General features: G+C 63.9%; 16 protein-coding genes. All 16 read left to right on the forward strand.

Annotation, left to right across the window (positions count from 1 at the left end; genetic code table 11):
* Window positions 1-2209, forward strand: a 2209-nt coding sequence (locus P9M14_17875) for a tetratricopeptide repeat protein (GenBank protein MDP8257620.1), incomplete at its 5' end; no start/stop codon positions are given.
* Complete coding sequence (locus tag P9M14_17880) at window positions 2206-3429, forward strand: tetratricopeptide repeat protein (GenBank protein ID MDP8257621.1); 1224 nt, start codon at window positions 2206-2208, stop codon at window positions 3427-3429. The genes P9M14_17875 and P9M14_17880, both read left to right, overlap by 4 nt.
* Window positions 3426-3689, forward strand: a complete 264-nt coding sequence (locus P9M14_17885) for a hypothetical protein (protein MDP8257622.1) — start codon at window positions 3426-3428, stop codon at window positions 3687-3689. The genes P9M14_17880 and P9M14_17885 overlap by 4 nt, the downstream gene beginning before the upstream one ends.
* Window positions 3690-3977: 288 nt before the next feature.
* Window positions 3978-4631, forward strand: a complete 654-nt coding sequence (locus tag P9M14_17890) for a MotA/TolQ/ExbB proton channel family protein (GenBank protein ID MDP8257623.1) — start codon at window positions 3978-3980, stop codon at window positions 4629-4631.
* Window positions 4632-4657: 26 nt separating this feature from the next.
* Entirely contained in the window at window positions 4658-5272 is a 615-nt protein-coding gene (locus P9M14_17895) for a biopolymer transporter ExbD (GenBank protein MDP8257624.1), read from the forward strand.
* A gap of 56 nt (window positions 5273-5328) precedes the next feature.
* Window positions 5329-5877 carry a biopolymer transporter ExbD gene (locus P9M14_17900; protein ID MDP8257625.1) on the forward strand — a complete coding sequence of 183 codons (549 nt, stop codon included), beginning with the start codon at window positions 5329-5331 and terminating at the stop codon, window positions 5875-5877.
* A 9-nt stretch (window positions 5878-5886) separates the two neighbouring features.
* The gene (locus P9M14_17905) at window positions 5887-7260 is read left to right on the forward strand and encodes an AgmX/PglI C-terminal domain-containing protein (GenBank protein ID MDP8257626.1); all 1374 of its coding nucleotides are present in this window, start codon (window positions 5887-5889) and stop codon (window positions 7258-7260) included.
* A 77-nt stretch (window positions 7261-7337) separates the two neighbouring features.
* The gene (locus tag P9M14_17910) at window positions 7338-7931 is read left to right on the forward strand and encodes a hypothetical protein (GenBank protein MDP8257627.1); all 594 of its coding nucleotides are present in this window, start codon (window positions 7338-7340) and stop codon (window positions 7929-7931) included.
* 58 nt (window positions 7932-7989) lie between these two features.
* Window positions 7990-9225, forward strand: a complete 1236-nt coding sequence (locus tag P9M14_17915; GenBank protein ID MDP8257628.1) for a hypothetical protein — start codon at window positions 7990-7992, stop codon at window positions 9223-9225.
* Entirely contained in the window at window positions 9225-10088 is an 864-nt protein-coding gene (locus P9M14_17920; protein ID MDP8257629.1) for an SLBB domain-containing protein, read from the forward strand. The genes P9M14_17915 and P9M14_17920 overlap by 1 nt, the downstream gene beginning before the upstream one ends.
* 9 nt (window positions 10089-10097) lie before the next feature.
* On the forward strand, window positions 10098-12263 hold the full coding sequence (locus P9M14_17925; GenBank protein MDP8257630.1) for a polysaccharide biosynthesis tyrosine autokinase: 2166 nt from the start codon (window positions 10098-10100) through the stop codon (window positions 12261-12263).
* Between the two features lies 1 nt (window position 12264).
* On the forward strand, window positions 12265-13206 hold the full coding sequence (locus P9M14_17930) for an NAD-dependent epimerase/dehydratase family protein (protein MDP8257631.1): 942 nt from the start codon (window positions 12265-12267) through the stop codon (window positions 13204-13206).
* A gap of 21 nt (window positions 13207-13227) precedes the next feature.
* Window positions 13228-14754 carry an O-antigen ligase family protein gene (locus tag P9M14_17935; protein MDP8257632.1) on the forward strand — a complete coding sequence of 509 codons (1527 nt, stop codon included), beginning with the start codon at window positions 13228-13230 and terminating at the stop codon, window positions 14752-14754.
* Entirely contained in the window at window positions 14751-16112 is a 1362-nt protein-coding gene (locus tag P9M14_17940) for a hypothetical protein (protein MDP8257633.1), read from the forward strand. The genes P9M14_17935 and P9M14_17940 overlap by 4 nt, the downstream gene beginning before the upstream one ends.
* Window positions 16113-16132: 20 nt before the next feature.
* Window positions 16133-18370, forward strand: a complete 2238-nt coding sequence (locus P9M14_17945) for a glycosyltransferase (protein MDP8257634.1) — start codon at window positions 16133-16135, stop codon at window positions 18368-18370.
* The gene (locus P9M14_17950) at window positions 18348-20639 is read left to right on the forward strand and encodes a glycosyltransferase family 4 protein (protein MDP8257635.1); all 2292 of its coding nucleotides are present in this window, start codon (window positions 18348-18350) and stop codon (window positions 20637-20639) included. Before P9M14_17945 ends, P9M14_17950 begins: the two co-directional genes overlap by 23 nt.
* The last annotated feature ends 3 nt before the right edge of the window (window positions 20640-20642 follow it).

The raw sequence follows: 20642 nt of genomic DNA on the forward strand, positions 1-20642 counted from the left end.
GGCCGTCGCGATGTATCCGGACGACCCCAAAGTCCCGGACGCCTACAGCCGCACGATGGAGGCCTTTGAGCGCGACCGCGACATCACCAACGCGATCCGCGTCGGCGGCATGCTCCCGGACAAGATCGGCCCCGGGACCCAGTGGTGGGAGTCCAACCAGCTGCGTCCCACCGCGCAGAACCGCGCCCTGGAGGTGCTTGAGCTCGGGGTCTACGGCTCGGCCACGACCCATCACGAGCGCGCGCAGTTCGCCCAAAAGGACGGCGACATGACCACGGCCAAGGCCGAGTACGCCCAGGCGATCGAGAGCTACCGGGTATTCCTCGAGGTCTATCCCGAGAGCGAGAAGACCTACGAGGCGCAGGTCAACTTGGCCGAGTCGCTGTTCTTCTCCGAGCGCTACCCCGAGGCGGCCGAGGAGTATCAGCGACTGCTGCGCTACCCCGCGGGAGAATACTACAAGGAGTCGGCGTTTTCGCTGGTCAAATCCTGGGAACAACAGGTCGAGCTCGAGGGCGGACTACCCTATAAGGACGTCGAGATCGAGCCCGACTCCGAGATCGAGCCCAAGGCTCCGGCCATGGCCGAGCTGACGCCCTCGGCGCAGAGTTGGGTCGACGCGTCTGATAAATACGTCGAGCTGTTCCCGCAAGATTCGGAAAATCCCGAGCGCGTGCCCAACCTGCTGTTCAGCGCGGGGAACGTCTACTTCTCCTTCGGACAGTTCGTCAAGGCGCGCGAGTACTTCGAGATCCTGGTCTACCAGCACGTCGATACGGCCGCGGCGCGCGCCGCCTCGGCCCGCATCCTCGATTCCTACCGTTTCGAGCAGGACTGGGTGAACCTCTCCAAGTGGGCGGGGATCGTCGAGCAACAGGTTCCTCCCGAGTCGCAGGAGGAGCGAGAGGTGCTCAGCGCCATCGGCTCGGGCGCGGCGTTTAAAAACGCCGAGACCCTCAACTCTCAGGGCAAGTACGGCGAGGCGATCGCGGCCTACGTCGCCATCGCCGCGAACGACCCGGGTGCGGACAATGCGCCCAAAGCGTTGCACAACGCGGCGCTGATCTACGAGACCCAAACCAAAGATCTGGCCTCCGCGTCGCAGATGTACGTCCGCGTCGGACGCGAGTTCCCGGCCTGGGAACGCAGTCGCGACGACATGTTCCACGCCGCAGCGCTCAACGAGGACCTGCTCGAGTTCGACCAGGCGTCCTCGATCTACGAGCTGTACTTCGACACCTACCCCGACACGGCCGACGCCGAGAAGGCGCTGTACAACGCCGGGTTGATTCAGGAGAAGTCCAAGAACTACGCCCGGGCGATCGCGATCTACACCAAGTACGTGAGCCGCTTCCCGGACAGCCCGGACTCCAACGAGTTGGCGATCAGCATCGCGCGGCTCAACGAGGAGGCGGGAAACAAATCCGCGGCCCAGGCCGCCTACACGCGCTTCATCGCCAAGCACAAAGAGCCCAACGGGCTGATCGAGGCCTACTACAAGCGGGGCCTCTACGCCCAGGAACGCGGCAAGCGGCGCGATGCCGAGCAGAACTTCAAAAACGCGGTGGACATCTTCCGCCGGATCGAGCCTCAGGCCACGGCTCAGAGCAGGCACATGGCCGCCGAGGCTCGCTTCCGCATGCTTGAGTCCGACTACCAGGGCTATCTCGGGATCAAGCTCGAGCTGCCGGCCCAGCGGATGAAGCGGCTGCTCGAGGACAAGGCCCGACGCTGGGTGGCCCTGCGCGACGCCTATCAAGAGATCGTGGGCTTCGGCGACTTCGAGTACGCCACCGCGGCGATCTATCGCATCGGTGCGATTTGCGTCGAGTTCGCCGATACGCTGTACGGCGCGCCGATCCCCGAAGGACTCAGTCCCGAAGAGGAAGATCAATACGTCGTGATCCTCGAGGACCAGGCCGCTCCGGTCGAGCAGAAGGCGGAGGAGGCGTTCCGGCTCAACGTCGACAAGGGCAAGCAGGCGCGCTTCCGCAACGAGTGGATCGACAAGAGCTACGACATGATGGTGCGCTACGACTTCGGCATCGTTCAGGAGAAGTACGAACAGTTCGGCCTGGTCGATGCTCAGACACCGCTTAGCTACGGCCCGCTGAAAGAGGCCAACTCCAACATACCCACGCCGGTGGAGGAGCCCGAGCCCGCGCCTGCGGCACAGCCCGAGCCCCCGGCCGAGGGAGGCGTCCAGTGAGCCGCCTGCTGCGACTGGCGGCCACGGCGGCCTTGGCAATGCTGCTGACGCTGTCGGTATTCAGCGGCTGCGCCAAGCAGTCGACCGACACGACCACCGGAGAGTTGCCCGATGCGGCAACTCCGGAGACGATGCCCAGTGCCGGAATGACGATCCCCAGCGGCCCGGCCGACCAGCTGATCTCCGCGGGCGTGGCGATGATGGAACGCGGCGATTTCCAGGGGGCCAAGGCGCAGTTCACCGGTGCGGTTCAGGCCAATCCGAACAGCGCCGAGGCGCACTACAACCTGGGTCTGGCCCGCGAGCTCACCGGCGACCTCAGTGGCGCGTTGGCGTCCTATCGCCAGGCCACATCGCTGCTGCCCGATTTCCACGAGGCCCGGATCAACAGCGGCGCGGTCCAGATCCGCAGCGGAGACGCCCGCGCGGCCCTGGGATTCTACCGCAGCCTGACCCAGCGCAATCCAAACGATATCGGCGCCTGGACCAACCTGGGTGTGGCGCAGATGGCCGTGGGCAACTACGGCGAGGCCCAGAGCGCGCTGCGCAAGGCGATTAGCCTGGACTACAAGTTCATCGCCGCCCGGATCAACCTGGGCGTAATGTACTACCGCCAAGATAAAGTCGGACTGGCGCTTGAGGTCTTCGACCGCACCAAGCCGATGGCCCCGCAGGATCCGCTGCTGTTGTACTGGATCGGCATGAGCTGGGCCAAGCTCGACAGTTGGGAGCGCGCGACGCCCAGTCTTGAGCGCGCCGCCAATGGCGCACCGGGGTTCTCCGCGGCCCAAAACAACTACGGCGTGGCCCTGGCCCGGTCCGGCGATTTCAACAAGGCCAAGCAATCATTCGAACAGGCGCTCGTTGCCGATCCGACCAACGCCCAGGCGTTGATCAACCTGGGCGCGGCCAAGCGCCGTTTGGGCGATACTGCCGGCGCCGAGGCCGACTACAAGCGGGCCCAGGTCCTGGATCCGCGCAACGCCGGGATCTACCTCAATCTTGCTATTCTCTACGCCGACGACCTGGGCAAGCCCGAGTTGGCGGCGAAGAATTTCCGCAACTACTACAGCATGAGCTCCGGCGATCCAGAGCGCATCGAGCGCGTACAGCAATGGATCAAGAAGGCGGAACAGAACGCCAGCGCTCCTCCGCCGGCCGAACCGACCCCTCCCGCGGAGCCGCCGGCGCAGCCGGAAACGCCGCCGGAGGTCCAGTGAGACAGGAGGCGGGCATGTGCAGGCTGATCACGGCGATTGCTCTGGGGCTTCTGTTGACGCTGGCAATTTGTGCGATCGTTGACAACCGCGCACAAGCACAGTCGTACCTGGTTTATGACCCGTTGGTCATCGAGGGACAGATCCAGCGGCCGCAGGCGATGTACATCATCCAACGCGCCGGATTGGATTACGGCTCGCAGATCAAGAGCCGGGACTTTGTTAACTTAATCATTTACGAGTTTGAGCGCGACGAGCTCTAATTCGGAGATCATAGATGAATGTTTGCACCAACACTCGACGCCAGTTCAAATCTCCGGGGATACCTGGATATTCAGCGTCCGTGCTGCTAGATTACGGCGAATTGTTTTCCCGACAGGGCCGCCAAATGGTGGCAGGACCTGGCGGGTTGGCTGAGCCCGACCTTTTGGGGTGGGGCAATAAAGAGCGTCTCAGCGCCGCGGACGGGGCACCGTCGTCCGCGGACATTTCGGCGCCCGAACTTAACGAGAACGGGCTTAAGCCAGCCTTCAGGCAGGAGGATTGACGAGATGGAACAAGAGTCCACTCTGTTCGCACCGTTTCAGGCGGGCGGACCCGCGATGTACGTCATCGCGATCTTCTCAATTTTCGCGATTGCGATCATTATCGAGCGGACGATCTACATTTTCTTCCGCTACAACATCAATGGTCCGGCGTTCATGAACCAGGTCACCAAGCTGATCAACGCCAACAACATCGATCGCGCATTACAATTGTGCAAGGCCGCGAAAAATGCAGCTCTGGCCAGGGTGATCGAGGCGGGGCTTAAACGCCACGACCGATCCGAACGCGAGATCCAGGACGCGGTGGACGAGGCCGCGCTCGAGATCTTGCCACAGCTGCAAAAACGAACGGGCTATCTGCAGATGATCGCCAACGTCTCGACTCTGCTGGGACTGTTGGGTACGATCATGGGCATCATCCTGGCTTTCCAGGGCGTGGCCGACGCCGACGCCAAGGAGAAGCAGGAGGTGCTGGCGACGGGCATTTACCGCGCGCTGTATACCACGGCGGCCGGTTTGATCGTCGCCATCCCGGCACTTGTCGCTCACTCGGTTCTGATGACCAAGACCGTACGGATCATCGACGAGATCGACGAGTTCTCGGTGAAGCTGATCAACATGCTGGTGGCCCGCCAGAGCAAACAGTCCGACGGGAAGTAGGACTCACAGCCCCTTAGGAGGCTTCCATGTCGGGAAGGCCGTCTCAGAAATCTAGATCGCGAGCAGATGAAGCCGAGATCAATCTGATCCCGATGATGAACCTGCTGTGCATCCTGATTCCGTTTCTGCTGCTGTCGGCCGCCTTCGTGCAGCTGACGATGATCGAGACCAGTCTGCCGGCACGTGCCAGGGCGGTCGCAACCGACGAGCCGATCCCCGAGCCCGAGGAGAAGCTGACGCTGACCGTGCTGATCCTGGAGGACGGGATGACCCTCGCCGGCGCGGGCGGAATCCTGGCGGTCGGCGGTGAGGGCGAGCAGGCGCAGAACGTGATGATCGGCAAGAAACGGCAGATCCTGATGCGGACGGACGGTCTGGAACTGCGCGACGAGACGGGCCAACCGATCTGGGGCGACGATTACGACTGGGATACGTTCAAGGCGAACCTGATTAAGGTCAAGCTGGGGTATCTCAACCAGTACAGCATCATTCTCATGCCTGAAGACACGATTTCGTACGAAACGATAATCAAGGTGATGGACACCGCGCGGTACTACAAGCCGGAAGGCAAAGATGAAGAAGAGTTCTTGTTCCCCAACGCGACCCTGGCCAAGGGGATCGTCGTGGGTTCGGTGCAATGAGCAAGAACCTTCATCCCCTCCCGGTTGTCTCAACGAGAAGAGGTTGACTTAGGGCTATGGCTTTCGCTGCTACAAAACGCAAAAGGATCGGCATTAAGCACGTCGAGCGTCAGATCCAGATGACCTCGCTGATGGACATGTTCACGATCCTGCTTTGCTTCCTGCTGGGCACCTACGACTCGGTCCAATTGCAGATCACGCCCAGCGAGAACCTGACGATGCCCACGTCGATCAACGACAAGCTGCCTTCGCAGGAGCCCGTGTCGGTGATGATCGCCAAGAACGCGATTTTGGTGGGCGACAGCTGGATCGTTGACGTCTCGCCCGACACCGGCGATGTCAACAGCCGCAGTACGCTGCCCCAGGACGGCTCCTGGGATCCGCTGATCATCCCCGAGCTCTACCAAGTGCTCAAGACGCGGACCGACCGACTGCGCGAGCGCGCCCAGATGGAGGGCACAAGTTTCACCGGTAAACTGATGTTGATGGGGGACAAGGACATCCCCTACGGTTTGCTTAAGCGGGTGATGATTACGGCCGGCAAGGCAGAGTTTGGCGACTTCCAGCTGCTGACATACCAGACCTATTCAAGGAAGAAGGAATAGAGGTAAGCCATGGCCGCCAAAGGTAAAACCAGCCCCAGCTCCGGATCGGTCAAGCATCCGGGGGGCAAGGGAGTCGGCAGCAATACCGATACCATGGTAAGCGGGCTCAAGGTGGGCCTGGTCCAGGACGGCAAGATCATCGAGGAACGGCTGCTCAAGCCGGGCCGGAAGCTGACCGTGGGCACCGATCCGAGCAATACCTTCGTGCTGCTCGAACAGGGCTTGCCCAAGAAACATACATTGTTCCACGGCGTCGAGGGCCAATGGTCCGCCAGCTTCCTGGGCGCGATGCGTGGCAAATACAGCGTGTCCCAGGGCATGGTCGATTTGGCCGATCTGGCCAAAGAGGGCAGCAAGGGCGACGCGGTCGCCACCAGGCTCGATGAGAGATCCAAGGGCAAGATTTCGGTCGGCGAGTCGGTGATCCTGTTCCAGGTAGTGCGGGTCAAGAACGAGCCGCCGATCATGGAACTGCCCAAGGAATTGAGGAAGGGCTTCCTAAAAAGCTTTGACGTGCACTTCGTCGTGATCTTGGTGGTCTCGGCCCTGCTGCACTGGCTGGTCCTCAATTACGTTGAAAAGATCGAGATTCAGGAGTACGCCAAGGCGAGGCGCCCCGAGATCCAATACGAGCGTTACACTGGGCCGATCGAGCCGATTCCCGACATGACTCCCGAGGAGGAGGAAGAAGAAGAGACCGAGACCAAGCCCGGCGGACCGGGCAGCGGCTCAGGCGGCGATAGGGGCGGAACCAACGACAAGCAGACCGACGTGCGCAACGTCGGCGTGCTGGCGATTATCACCCGCGACGGCCCGGCCAGCGGAGCGATCGGCGAGATCATGAGCAGCGACGGGCTGGGCAACCTGCAGGATGCAGTGGGGCAGATCGGCGGCGTTGAGGCCTATCGCGGCGGCACAGTGCGCCGCGGCAAAGAGGGCGAGGGCGGCGGACCGGGCGGCACGGTCGATGCGGGCAACCTGGGTTCGCTGGGCAGCGGCGGGGCCGAGAACGTCGGCTCCGGCGACGAAAAGGTCGAACGCCAGGTCAAGGGTTCGGTCGGCGGCAACGTCGGCGCGGTCTCGGGCAAGCTCGACCGCGGCGTGATCAGTTCCTACGTGCGCTCGAAGATGGGCGGCATCCGCTCTTGCTACGAGCGCGAACTCAAGAAGAACCCGGCGTTGTCGGGCAAGATCACCGTAACATTCACCGTCGGCGGCGACGGCAAGGTCTCATCGGCCTCGGTGGCCGGCGCTACGCTCAACGACCCGTCGGTCCAGAGCTGCGTCGTTCGGATGGTGCGCAGATGGCGGTTTACACCACCTGAAGACGGGGGAGCGGTGACAGTTACCTATCCGTTCGTCTTTACGGCGGTGGGCAATTGATAGATAACGGGGCGGCCGGCCCTGGGGTGGTTTCCCGGCCTGCCTCGCTCTGGGAGCGCATCGAACGGAGGTTGACCATGGCCGCTCGTAGCGCACCGGTCGTCATTTTATGTGCGATTCTCTGCCTATCGTTTTTGGCCGCGGGGACGGCCCTGGCGCAGGACAAGCCCAACGATGAGCGAAGCCTGATCTCCAAGTCCGAGATTGCAATCAACTGGATGAAGACCGCCCTGCGCTCTCAGAGCCAGGACCTCGAGGCAGCCAGGCGGGCCAAGGACACCAAGACGATCAACTGCATCGAGGATCGGATTGTCGAGATTCAGGCGGCGATCACCGATTCGGAGAAGGCCCTGGAAAGGCTCAAAGACTACGCTTTCCGCAAGGCGCTCGATCAAGCTCGCGCGGAGTACGACCGCATCGAGCGTAACCGCAAGCGTGTCGAGGAGCTGCTCGAACTGATCAAGTCGTGTCGTGAACAGATCGCCAGCGGTAAGAGCTTTACCGAGGTGACCGAGGAGTTCAGCGGCAATGCCCCGAGCGAAGATCCGACTGCCGGCGAGCCGGGATCGGACAGTCCGGCGCCGCTGCCGCCGACGTTCGACAGCGACAAAGAGCCGCCGACACAGGACGAACCCGAGGAAGTATCGGGGGACGACGACACCGCGGGGTGAGTCCCCAGGGATTCTCGCGTTCGATCGATTGTTAGGTTTCTGAGGTTTTGGAGGTTTGGTGGGAAGTTCAACCAGTCATGAGCGCCTGAAGGCCTGCACGTTTGCGGCAGTGATGCTCGTGGCGCTGGTGTGCTTCTGCCCGGCGGCCAACGCCGACCTGACCCAGGGAATTCGGCTGGGCGCGATGACCTTAGCCCCCTCGGTTCAATTGGCGATGCGCTTTTCGGACAACGTCTACTTCGTGCCCCAGGACTTCAAGCCGATCGACGAGACCGTGGTCCCGCAATCCAAAGAATCGGACATGATCCTCAACGCCGTGGCCGGTCTGAAACTGGCGACGGCGGTCCCATCGTTCGACGCCGAACTGGGTTACGAGCTCTATAACGACTACTACATGGGAATGGACGATCCCAACGAGGGCCACGACAAACTCAACGCGGTGAACCACACGATCAGCGGCGGCCTGGGCTACCAGGCGCCGGTGGGGTTGTTCCTGCGGCTGACCGACAGCTTCCTGATCCAGCAGGCGTTTACCCAGAGCGAGCAGTTCGTCGACTATCTTCAGGGCGAGCAGAACCACAACGAGGGCCGGCTGTTTCTCGGCTATCGCCAAGGGCCTTACAGCAACCTCTACCTTCACGGCGTTTATACCAACACCTGGGACACCTACCGGCGTCGCGATATCTACGACCGGATGATCCATCGCGGCGAGATGGAGTTCCGCTTTAAATTCCTGCCGCGCACCGCGTTGCTGGTCAACGGCGGCGGCGGGATGAGCAACAATCCGAACTTCCCCGACTTCAACGCCACGATGTACTACGGCACGGGCGGGATCCGCGGCCAGATCACCGAGTATCTGCTGCTGACCGTGCTCGGCGGCTACGCGATGTACGATTTTGCGGCCAACGAGAATTACCAGAACTACCTTGCCAAGGCCGAGCTCGGCGCCCAGTGGGGCATGACCACCAAGGCCGCGCTGGGTTACGACCACCGTGTCGCTTTCGCCACGGACACCAACTTCTTCGTCACCGACGAGATCTACCTACGGTTCAACCGACTGTGGTTCTCGCGACTGATCTCCACGCTGTGGGCCAGCTATCAGATAAACGGCTTTTCCGAGCCGGTCTCCCGCGACGAGACATTTATCCAGGGTCGAGCCGATTTAACCTACAAAATTCTCTTCTGGCTCTACGCGGGAGCTGGTTACAGCTTCGAGGAGAAGGTCCAAGCCGACCCTGCTGACTTCACTACGATCAGGCACGTGGGGACGCTTCGGGCCATTGTGAAATTCTGATGCGGCGCACAGGCCTGGTGATCTCGTTTTTCATGTTAGTGCTGTTTTGCCTTACCGTCGTGGCCCAGGACTACCGCGTGGGCCCGGGCGACGTGCTGCAGATCTGGATTTTCAACGAGGAGGACCTCAGCCGCGCCTACCAGGTGGCCCCCGACGGCAGCATCGACTTCCCGCTGGTGGGCAAGCTCGAGGCCGGCGGCCTGACCGCGGAGCAGATCAAACTCCAGCTCGTGGAGAGTTTGGGCCGGGACTTCCTGGTCAATCCCCAGGTCGAGGTGCAGGTCAAGGAGTACAACTCCCAAAAAGTCTACGTGCTCGGCGCCGTTGCCAAGCCCGGCTATTACGAGGTGCGCGGCGAGACCACGATCCTCGAGCTGATCGGCCGCGCCGGCGGAGTGACTGAGCTCGGCGGTCAGAACTACGTGCTGCTGCGCACCAGCGGTGTGCGCCAGACCGGCCCGGCCGACGCCGTGCCGCCCGACGATGCGGCCGTGGTCGATACTGTGGAGCCGATCATCATCGACTCGACCAAGCTGCTGGACCAGGGGGACGTCTCGCTCAACCTGGAACTTCGCGGCGGCGACATCCTCTACGTTCCCAAGGGGGAGGAGGTCTTTGTCTACGGCGAGGTTAAGACCCCCGGCCGCGTGACCTGGACCGACGGCCTGACCGTGCTGCGCGCTGTGAGTCTGGCCGGCGGCCCCACCCAGCTCGCGGCGACCAAGCGCGTGCAGATCATCCGCTCCGAGGCCGGCGAGCTGCGCAAGTACATGGTCAATCTCAAGGACATCAGCCGGGGCAAGGACCCCGACTTTGCGCTGATTCCGGACGACGTTGTAGTCGTTCCGCGCAGCGTGTTGTAGGAGTTCAAGTTGGCGCTGCGCAGGACCGGACTCGACCTCAGGGGTTACGCCAAGATCGTGTTCAAGCGCCGTTGGACGGTGATCGCCTTCTTTACGGTGGTGGTCGCGGTGGTGCTGGTAATCAGCCTGTTGCAGACCAAGATCTACCGCGCGACGTGTACGCTGCAGATCGAGTCCGAGGCGCCCAACGTGCTCTCGATCAAGGAGATCGTCGCCCTGGGCAGCAGCAACTACTGGGAGCACAAAGAGTACTACCAGACCCAGTTCCTGATCATCCGCTCGCGGGCGATGGCCGCCAAGGTGATCGAGCGGATGAGCCTGCGCACTGCCGACCCGTTTTTCTCCGAGATGCGCGAGCCGGAGAACAGCTTCGTGCGCATGACCGGCGTGCAGCCGATGCCCAACAGCCAGCTGGTGCTGGTGCACTTCGATCATCCCGATTCGGTGCAGGCCGCGCGGATCTGCAATGCCCTGGCCGAGACCTATCGCGACGAGAATCTCCAACGTCGGCTCAACGCCAGCAAGGAGGCCCGCGAGTGGCTCAAGGACGAGACCACCGAAATGGGCCGCCGGCTGATGGATTCCGAGACCAAGCTCCAGGAGTTCAAGGAGCTGTACGGCATCGTCAGCTTCGAGGGGCGTCAGAACGTTGTGCTCGAGGGAGTCAGTGATTTCTCGGCCGCGCTGACCGACGCCAAACGCCTGCGCATTAAAGATGAGGGGCTGTACAACGAGGCGTTGCGGGCCCGCCAGGCCGGACGCACGACGCTACTGGCGTTCCCGCCGGTAATGAAGGATCCGCTGGTGCAGTCGCTGTCGGCCGAGCGCTTCACCCTCGAGCGCGAGCGCGGCGAGCTGGCCAACCGCTACCTCGAGAAGCATCCGCTGATGGTGCGCAACCAAACCGAGCTCGAGCTGGTCGACGCGCAGCTCGATGCCCAGTTCGAGATGATCATCCGTACGATCGAGGCCGACTACAAGCTCGCGCGAAACAACGAGCGCGACATGAAATCGGCGCTGGAGCAGTCCAAGACCGATGCGCTGGAGCTGATCCAGAAGGAGATCGACTTTCGCGTGCTCGAGCGCGACGCCAAGAGCAACCAGCAGCTGTGGGACCTGATCCAGCAGCGCTCCAAAGAGACCGCGATTTCCCAGAACCTGCAGACCAACAACGTGCGGATCGTCGATCGCGCCGAGATCCCGCGCGACCACATCCGTCCCAAGCGGCGGCTGAACATGATGCTCGCCGTGCTGTTCGGTCTGGTCGGCGGAATTTCGCTGGCGTTCTTCTTCGAGTTCCTGGACAACACGATCAAGACCCAGGAAGACATCGACCACGGGATGGAGGTGCCGTTCCTGGGCGTGATTCCCAGCTTCGACACCGACGACGACGCCAACGTGCGCGAGGAGCTGTTTACCCACCGCTATCCCAAGAGCTCGATCACCGAGAGCCTGCGCGCGATTCGCACCAACATCATCTTCAGCTCGCCCGAGAAGCAGCTCCGCAACCTGCTGATCACCAGCGCCGGTCCCCAGGAGGGCAAGTCGACCACGGTGATCAACCTCGGAATCATCTTCGCCCAGAGCGGCAAGACGGTCTGCATCGTCGACTCGGATTTGCGGCGGCCGCGGATTCACCGCGCCTTCGGTTTGGAAAAGAACCTGGGCTTGACCAACCTAGTGGTCGGCGAGGCCGAGCTCGACGACGTGCTGGTGCAAAGCGATATTCCCAACCTCAGCCTGCTGCTGTGCGGCCCGATTCCGCCCAACCCCTCCGAGCTGCTGGGCTCGCCCAAAATGCTGGAGGTGGTCGACCTGCTCAACGAGCGCTTCGACCTGGTGCTGTTCGATTCGCCGCCGGTTGTGGCGGTCACCGACGCGGTGGTCCTAAGTCGGATCATGGACGGCGTGGTGCTGATCGTGAAGACCGGCAAGACCACTTTGGATATGGCGATCAAGGCCAAGAATCAGCTGGGCGATGTGGGCAGCCACATCATCGGCGCGGTGCTCAACGACTTTAATCTGCGGGGCGAGGGCTACCGCTACTACTACTATTATTATCGTTACTATCACACCGGAGAGGATTCGAGCCCCAGGTCGCGCTCCAAGCGCCGATCGACCCGCCGCCGCGGCCCGAGCGACTCCGAACCCCCGCCACCCAGCTCGTCGGCCTAAGATGTTTCTGGTCACCGGGGCCGGCGGCTTCATCGGCAGCCACATCGCGCAGGCGCTGGTCGAGCGCGGCGAACGCGTGCGCGTGCTGGACAACTTCTCCACCGGGAAACGCGCCAACCTCGAGGGCTGGTCCTCCGGCGCCGAGGTAATCCAGGGCGACCTGTGCGACCCGGACACCGTGTCCCGCGCGGTCCAGGGCGTGCGCTACGTGCTGCACCAGGCGGCGATTCCCTCGGTTCCGCGCAGCGTGGCCGACCCGTTGGGCACCAACCGTTCCAACGTCGTGGGCACGCTGACCTTGCTCGAGGCCGCGCGGGCAGCGGGCGTGGCGCGGGTGGTCTTCGCCGGATCGAGCTCGGTCTACGGCGACACGCCGCGGCTGCCCAAAATCGAGACCGAGCTGGCCGACCCGCTGAGCCCCTACGCATTGCACAAGCTGGTGGGCGAGCACTACATGCGGCTGTATTACGAGCTGTACGGCCTGTCGACTGTCAGCCTGCGCTACTTCAACGTCTTCGGCCCGCGCCAGGATCCGCTGAGCTCCTACGCGGCGGTGATCCCCAAGTTCATCCGGGCCGTGGCCGCGGGCGAGCAACCAACGATCTACGGCGACGGCCTGCAGACGCGCGACTTCACCTTTGTCGCCGAGGTCGTGCGGGCCAACCTGCTGGCTTTGACCGCCCAAGGAGTCGACGGGCTGGCGATCAACATCGCCGCGGGCCGTCAGACCAGCCTGCTCGAGCTGCTCGAGACGCTGTGCCGAATCATCGGCCGCCGGGTCGAGCCGTTGCACCAGGACGCACGCCCGGGCGACGTCAAACATTCACGAGCCGACGTGACGCGGGCGCGCGAGCTGCTGGGCTTCACGGTCGAGCAGGAGCTGGAGCAAGGTCTGGAGACAACCGTGCGCTGGCTCTGCGGCTCGGACGGCGGGACGCCCTAGAGCGGCGGCGCGAGGAGCAAATTGTCCCAGACGCAGCAGCAGACCGGACCTGCGAAGCCGACCCCTGAACAGGAGAAGTTGGGCCGGATAACGGTCTGGGTGCTGGCCTGCTTGGTGCTGCTCGCACCGCTGCCCTTCGGCTCGATCCAGGGTGTGTACTGGCAGCTGGTCTGCGGCGCGGTGCTGGCCCTGGCCCTGGCCTGGATGTGGCGCGCCCTGCTCAGTCCGGCCGACCAACCGGCGTTTCCGCCCTCGGTTTTCAAGGTGCCGCGGGCGACGTTCGCGCCGTTCTTCGTGATCCCGGCGATCCACCTGATCCAACTGATACCTCTGCCGCGCTTTTTACTGCGGCTGATCTCGCGCGGGTCTGAGGGCTTTTTGGCGGCGGCCAACTCCGAGGCATTGTTCGGCACCATCAGCCTCGCCCCGGACCAGACCGTGCGCGCGCTGCTGCTCAGCTCGGCCTGCGCCGCCTGCGTGGTACTGGCAGCCCGGGGCGTATATAAGCGCAAGCAGATCATGGCGCTGTTCATCGTGTTTATCGTCGGTGGTGTGTTCCAGGCGGTCTACGGCATGACCGAGCGCTTCACCGGCCACGACTATGTGATGTGGTACGCCAAGCACAACTACCTGGAAAGCGCCACAGGCACGTTCATCAACCGCAACCACTTCGCCGCGGCCCTCGAGCTGGCCCTGGGTGCCGCGTTCGGGATGATCGTCTACCGCATCATCCGTTCCCAGGACCGCAAGACCGAGCGCTCGTGGGGCTTCCCCGAGCGAGTGATCGTGCTCTGCGTGGCTGCGCTGATGATCCTCGGCGGGCTGATCGCCAGCCTGTCGCGGGCCGGGATCGCGGCGGCGCTGATCGCGATTATCTGTGTCGGCGTCGGGCTGGGGCTGGTGCGCTCGCGGCGCGCAGTGATTTTGGCCACGCTGGTGCTGCTGCTGGGCACGATGGGCTTCGCGTTGTGGATCGGCAATCAGCCGCTGGCCCAGCGCATCGGCGACGTGCCCGAGGAGATCACCGAGGAGACCGGGCGCTTCGCGGTCTGGCGCGACACGGCCAAGTCGTACAGCGAATTCGCGGTTTTTGGCAGCGGCGGCGGGACGTTCGAGCAGGTGTTCATGCGCTTCCGTTCGCCGCAGATCGGCTGGCGTTACGACCACGCACACAACGAGTTTTTAGAGGACCGCGTCGAGACCGGGATTCTCGGCGTACTGGCGCGGATCGTCGGATTGTTCGCGGTGTTCCTCACCGTCGGTCGACTGTTGGCCATGCGTCACAGCCGACTGGCTCGGGCCCTGGCCACCGGCGGCCTGGTTGGGTGCTCGGCGGTAGTGTTCCACGCGATGTTCGACTTCCCCTGGCGCATGCCGGCCGTGGCGTTGCAGTTCCATATTCTGCTCGGGCTGACGATCTCCGCTGCCAGCCAGCGGATCGAGGCCGAGAGCATCCGCGTCAAGCGTCGGCACAGCCGCAGCAGCCACAGCAGCCGCAGCAGCCACAGTAGCCACAGCGGTCGCAGCAGCCGGAGCGGCAGCCGATGAGGCGCAAGCGTTGGATCGCGTTGGGCGTGTTGTTGTGCGCGGTACTGGTGCTGCGCGCTTTGACAGGCGCCTCGGCCGACGTGGCGGGCATGCTGGCGCGCCATACAGCGCGCAGCGCCGTGTTGGAAAATCCCGACGACCTGCTGCACCTGGCGCGGCTGTGCGAGATTCAACAGCAGCTCAATCCGCTGGACTCCCAGCCGCACTATCGCCGAGCCAAGGCGCTGCACCTGCTGGCGATGAGCTTTCCCCCGAACAGCGACACGGCGGCCGAGGTCTTCGGACTGGCATTGGGACCGGGGGTCGATCCGCAGATCGCTTTGCTCGACGAGGCGATCCGCGAGTACGGCAGCGCCTCGCGCCTCGACCTGGGCCAGACCGCAGCCCTGCGCTGGAGCGCCTGGGCGCTGTGGGATAAGGCGACCATCGATCGCGCCCACGCGGCTGCGCTGCGCGAGCAGGCACTTTTACAGATGCTGGCCGCAGCCTGGATCGGCCCCACCGAGGTGCCGGTGATTCTCGATTTTGGCGACATCAACCTGATGATGGGCGACGAAGAACACCTGCGTCGCGCCAAGGGAGCCTACTCCCGGGCCATGCTGTGCCAGGACGTTGTGCCGCACGTCAGCGACAAACTGCTGGAGCTGCCCGGAGGATTTTTCCACGTTACCGACGTACTGCCCGAGGATCCAAAGCTCTATCGGGAGTTATCGGACATCCTCTTTATCCGCGGACGGATCGCCGAGGCGGCCGAGGCCTGGCGCATCGCCTCGCAGCTTCGCGGCCGGACCTCGCCGCAGCACTACAGCGACAACCTGCTGTCCAATCCCGGTTTCGAAGATCAGCTCGGCGACTGGTTCCACGACTGGCACGTGCTGCCGCAGGTCGGTGTGGTTGTGGATCTTACCCAGACCGTGAGCTACGCGGGGCGCAGTTCGTTGATGATCAAGCTGATGCCCGGACCGCAGAACTACTATCACGTGTTTCAGCGCGTGCCGATCGAGGGCGGCGCGCGCTACGAGCTGCGCGGCTGGATCAAGGGCGAGGACTTCGCACCGATGGTCGAGCTCGGCCTAGAGGTAATCCATCCCGCGGGGTTCCAACGCTTTATCTCCGCCAGCCGAGTCAAGCCCGACGACGGATCCTGGGTGCCGTTGGAGTTGAGTTTTCAGGCCCCGGAGGACGTCACCTGGATGGTCGTACGGCTGCGCCGCTTTGACCCCGGCGACATTTCGCTGCTCGGCGGGACGATCTACGTGGACGAACTTTTACTGACGCGGATGCCTGACCCCGAGCCTCCGGACGAGCCGCAGCAGCCCGCGGACGAGGCGCCCTCTGCGCCGGAGGACCGGAGCTGAGCCGGGACGGGCAGACACCCTTGTCCGACGCGAGCCCCCAAGTCACGGTAATAGTACGTACCAAAAACGAGGAGCAGGCCGTGGGCCGCTGCCTCGAGCTGATCTACGAACAGCTCGGCGTCTCGTTCGAGGTGGTGATCGTCGACTCGGGCTCCACCGATTCGACCCTCGAGATCGTGCGAAAATTCCCCTGCCGTGTTGTGCGGATCAGCCCGCAGGAGTTCACCTACGGCCGCGCGCTAAACGAGGGCGTACGCGTCAGCCAGGCGCAGTTCTGCGTGGCGCTCTCCGCCCACGCCTACCCCTTTGACCGCCATTGGCTGCGTAACATGATCGCGCCGTTTGCCGACGAACGGGTCGCCGGCGTGGTCGGCAAGACCGTGCCGTTGCCCGGGGCCAATCCCTTTGACCGACGAGGCATGCGCCGACGCTATCACACCACGGTGTTCGAGGTTCGCGACGAGGACGCCCTGGGCTACTCCAACGCCAACGCCGCCTGGCGCCGCAGCGTCTGGGACGAGATTCCATTTGACGAGGAACTCAGCGGCAGCGAGGACGTGCTGTGGGCGCGCGAGGTGCGCGCCGCCGGGCTGAAGGTGATCTACCGGCCCGACGCCTGCGTCTACCATTCGCACAACGAGTCGCCGCGGGAGCTGTACAACCGCTTTCATCGTGAGACCCTGCCGCGCTGCCTGTTCGGCGCCGAGGTACGGCTGTTCGCCATGCATCGGCTGCTGATCGACGCGGTGGTCGGCACGGGCTGGGACTGGTTCTACCTGCTGTTCGTGACCGGCGTCTATCAACGCCGCGGCCTGCGCGGTCAGCTCAGGGCGCTGCTCTACGCGCCGTTACGCCGCCTGGCGATCAACTACGGCCGCTATCGCGGCAGCCGCGAGGCGGGCTACCCAAACGTTTTCGGCTTCTGGAAGCATCCGGGACGCACTCCGACCGTGGCGCTGCTGTGCGACTACTACCCGCCGCACGTTCCAGGCGGAGCAGAACGCTCGACCCAACGCTTGGCCCAGGCGCTGGCAGTGCGCGGCGAGGGTGTGCTGGTGATCGCGCCGGCCCACGGACTAAAGCCCGGCTGCGTGGACGAGGACGGCGTGCTGGTCTGCCGGCTGCACCTCGGCCCGCGGCTCAAAGGACGGATTCATCCGCCGCGCACAATGGGAAATCCGTGGTTCTATTGGCGCTACTACCGCCGCGCGCTGAAGGTCTTGCGGGCGATCAGGCCGCAGGTGATACACGCCCAAAACGTCTATTCGTCCCTGCCCGCGGTACTGCTCGGTCGCAGGCTGAGCCTGCCCGTTGTGGTTACGGTGCGCGATTTTCGCTACATCTGTCCGATCAGCTTTTGTCTGCACGAGCAACGCGACGTGGACCTGCCGTGCGACGCGAAAAAATTCCGCGCGTGTTTGCGTGACTACGAGCGAGCTTACGCACGGCCACGACCGGGGTTGCTCAGGCGCATTTGGCGCAACGCGCAACGCCGTTTGGAATGGCGCGACACCCGACTGCGGCGACTGGCCCTGGGCGAGGCCGACGGCACGGTGTTCGTCAGCCGCAACATGGCGCGTCACTGCCTGCGCACCGCGGCCATGGGCAAGAGCCACCGCGTGATCTACAACCTGCCGCCCGACCTGTCGAACGAGTCCATCGAAGCCCGGGAGCTGGACGCACTGCTCGAAGGATTCGGCTTAAGACGCGATCGTTACTTCCTGTTCGTGGGCCGCTTCAGTCGCGGCAAGGGAGCGCAGACCGTGGTCAGCGCCTCGCAGATGCTCGACCGGCTGCCCGCGGACTTCACGATCGCCGTGGCCGGAGACGTGGAATGGCTGATCGATCAAGCCGACCAGGGAGCAATCAAAATGCTCGGTCGCGTGCCGCCCGAGAAGCTCGACGCGCTGTATTGCGGCTGCCGAGCGGTGCTGCTGCCATCGGTCTGGCAGGAGCCGCTCTCGCGCGTGCTGCTCGAGGCCGCCGGCCACTCGCGGCCGGTGATCGCCAGCGATGTGGGAGGCAATCCCGAGGCCCTGATCCACGACCGCAACGGACTGCTCGTTCCGCGCGGCGACCCCCAGGCGTTGGCCGACGCGATGCTCCGGCTGGCCGAAGATGCAAAGCTGGCTCAGAGCTTGGGCGAGGCCGCTGCAAGGGATCTGGGAGCCCGCTTTGACGCAGCAGGGTCCCTGGACGGCCTTTTACAGTATTATCAGCTGTTGAGGACCTATCATGCCCGACGAAAAGACAACTGATTCTAACGCCGCTCCGCGGATCTGCGCGCCAGTTCTCGGACTGAGCCGCGAGACGATCTACGGCGGCGGCGCGTTCGACCGCGCCAACCTCAAAGCCCTGGCCGAGTCAGGATGGCGGGTGCTGGTGGTGCTGGCGATCAACCTCGAGTGCGACCCGGCGCCCGGCTGGAGGTTGATCCGCGTGCCGATCAGGCGGCAGTTTAAGCTCGGCGCGCTGCTGACCAACGCGCTGTTCCTGGTGTCACTGCTTTGGCTGTGGTTCGTCAAGCGTGAACGCTGGGACTGGCTGCGGATGGGCGACCCGTATCTGGTGGGCCCGGCGGTGAGGATCGTTGCCCGGCTAACCCGCACGCCGGTGATCGCCCACCTGCACCACGTGGACCCGATGAGTCCCATGCGCCGCGCCGTCTACCGCTGGGCCTTGGCGTCCGCCGATCGAATTTGGACCCCCAGCGAGTTCTCGATGCGTCAGGCGATCGACTATTTCGAGCTCGATCCGGGGCGCACGTTTTTTGCCCACAACGCCGTGCCCGAGTTCGATCCGCCCGAGGCGGGACGCGCTGAGCTGCTCAATCGCCTCGACCTGGCCGGACGCGAGCCGGTGCTGTTCATCGGCGCGATGATCGAGCGCAAGAACCTGCCGAACCTGCTGCGAGCCTTTGCCAAAGTGCTCCAGCAGCGGCCGCAGGCCTTTCTCTGCATTGCCGGTGACGCGCCGCATTCGATGCATCTGAAGAACGATCTGCGCGAGCTGGCGCGCGAGCTGGGGATCGATCACAGCGTACGGGTGATGGGACGCATCGACGGCCGGACCAAGGGCAACCTGCTGGCCGCGTCGAGCCTGTTCGTGCTCCCCTCGCGGATGGAGGGTTTCGGCCTGGCCGCGGCCGAGGCGATGCAGGCCGGGCTGCCGGTGGTCGCCTCCAACGTCGGCGGCCTGCCTGAAGTGGTGTGCAACGGCAAGACCGGACTGCTGATCGATCCCGATGATGTGGACGGCCTGGCCGCGGCGATTGTCGAGCTGCTTTCCGATCAGCCACGGCGGCTGAAGATGGGCCGTGACGCGATGAACGACATGCGGCGGCGCTTCAGCTGGGCCAAGCAGGCGCGACAGATCATCGAGCAGTTGAAACAGGCCCGGCCGCCGCGACAGCGCGTGCTGGGCGTGATTCTCAACTCCGGCGAGAGCCTGGCCAAACTCGAACAAGAGGGGCAACGCGGCCGCTTCGTCGATCTCTACCTGGCGCGCTACTCGCGGATCGCCGATCGCGTACTGGTATTTTCCTACGCTGCCGACGAGCGTTTGCGGCTCTACGACAACGTGGAGGTCGTGCCCGGCGTGCGCACCTACGGCTTGGTCTACGGCGCGCTGCTGCCGCTGCTGCGCAGCACGCAGATCAGGAGTTGTACGGCCCTGCGCGTGATGCAAATCGGCGGCGCGCTGCCTGCGATCGGCGCGCGAGTGCTGTGGCGCGTGCCGTACGCCGCGACATACGGCTACCGCTATGTGCTGTTCGCCAAGGTCAAGGGACGGCCGCTGTACAGCTACATCGTACGCGTTATCGAGCGGCTGGGCCTGCGCTTCGCCCGGCAGGTGATCGTCACCACGCCCGCGTTGCGCGATTTCGTGATGCGCTTCAAGCCGCCCGAGGCTGTGGCGCTGCTGCCCAACGGCGCGGACCTGAGCAAGTTCGAGCCCAAGTCCGACTATCGGATCAAGCGCGAGCCGGCGCAGGTGCTGTACGTGGGACGGATCGTGCCGCAGAAGAACCTCGGGCTGCTGGTCGAGGCCTTGGCCCTGCTCAAGGGTCGCGCCGAGTTGGTAGTGGCCGGCGATGGTCCGCAGCGCGCGGAGCTGCTGGCCCTGGCCGAAAGTCGCGATGTGCGGCTGACCCTGTTGGGAATCGTGCCCCACGCCGAGCTGCCACAGGTATATGGCCGGGCCGACCTGTTCTGTCTGCCCAGCAAGATCGAGGGGCATCCCAAGACGCTGGTCGAGGCCATGGCCAGCGGTCTGCCGTGCGTGGCCACCGACGTGCTGGGCACGCGGGACGTGATCGAGCACGAGGCGGATGGGCTGCTGTGCGCCGAGAATCCCGCGGATCTGGCCGACAAGATCGGCCGACTGATCGCCGATAGCGAGCTGGCGCAGCGTCTGGGCCGCGCCGCGCGCCACAAGGCCGAGAACGAGTACGACCTGCAAGCGATACTTGACCGCGAAGAGCAGCTGCTCAAACAGATGTTGGATTCACGCACATCCCATGCCTAGGTT

The organism is Candidatus Alcyoniella australis (genome assembly GCA_030765605.1).
Classification (GTDB): Bacteria; Lernaellota; Lernaellaia; order JAVCCG01; family Alcyoniellaceae; genus Alcyoniella; species Alcyoniella australis.

Coding starts and splice junctions, on each gene's coding strand:
- P9M14_17890 (MDP8257623.1), top strand. CDS start 3,978: ATGGAACAAGAGTCCACTCTGTTCGCACCGTTTCAGGCGGGCGGACCC.
- P9M14_17895 (MDP8257624.1), top strand. CDS start 4,658: ATGTCGGGAAGGCCGTCTCAGAAATCTAGATCGCGAGCAGATGAAGCC.
- P9M14_17900 (MDP8257625.1), top strand. CDS start 5,329: ATGGCTTTCGCTGCTACAAAACGCAAAAGGATCGGCATTAAGCACGTC.
- P9M14_17905 (MDP8257626.1), top strand. CDS start 5,887: ATGGCCGCCAAAGGTAAAACCAGCCCCAGCTCCGGATCGGTCAAGCAT.
- P9M14_17910 (MDP8257627.1), top strand. CDS start 7,338: ATGGCCGCTCGTAGCGCACCGGTCGTCATTTTATGTGCGATTCTCTGC.
- P9M14_17920 (MDP8257629.1), top strand. CDS start 9,225: ATGCGGCGCACAGGCCTGGTGATCTCGTTTTTCATGTTAGTGCTGTTT.
- P9M14_17930 (MDP8257631.1), top strand. CDS start 12,265: ATGTTTCTGGTCACCGGGGCCGGCGGCTTCATCGGCAGCCACATCGCG.
- P9M14_17940 (MDP8257633.1), top strand. CDS start 14,751: ATGAGGCGCAAGCGTTGGATCGCGTTGGGCGTGTTGTTGTGCGCGGTA.
- P9M14_17950 (MDP8257635.1), top strand. CDS start 18,348: ATGCCCGACGAAAAGACAACTGATTCTAACGCCGCTCCGCGGATCTGC.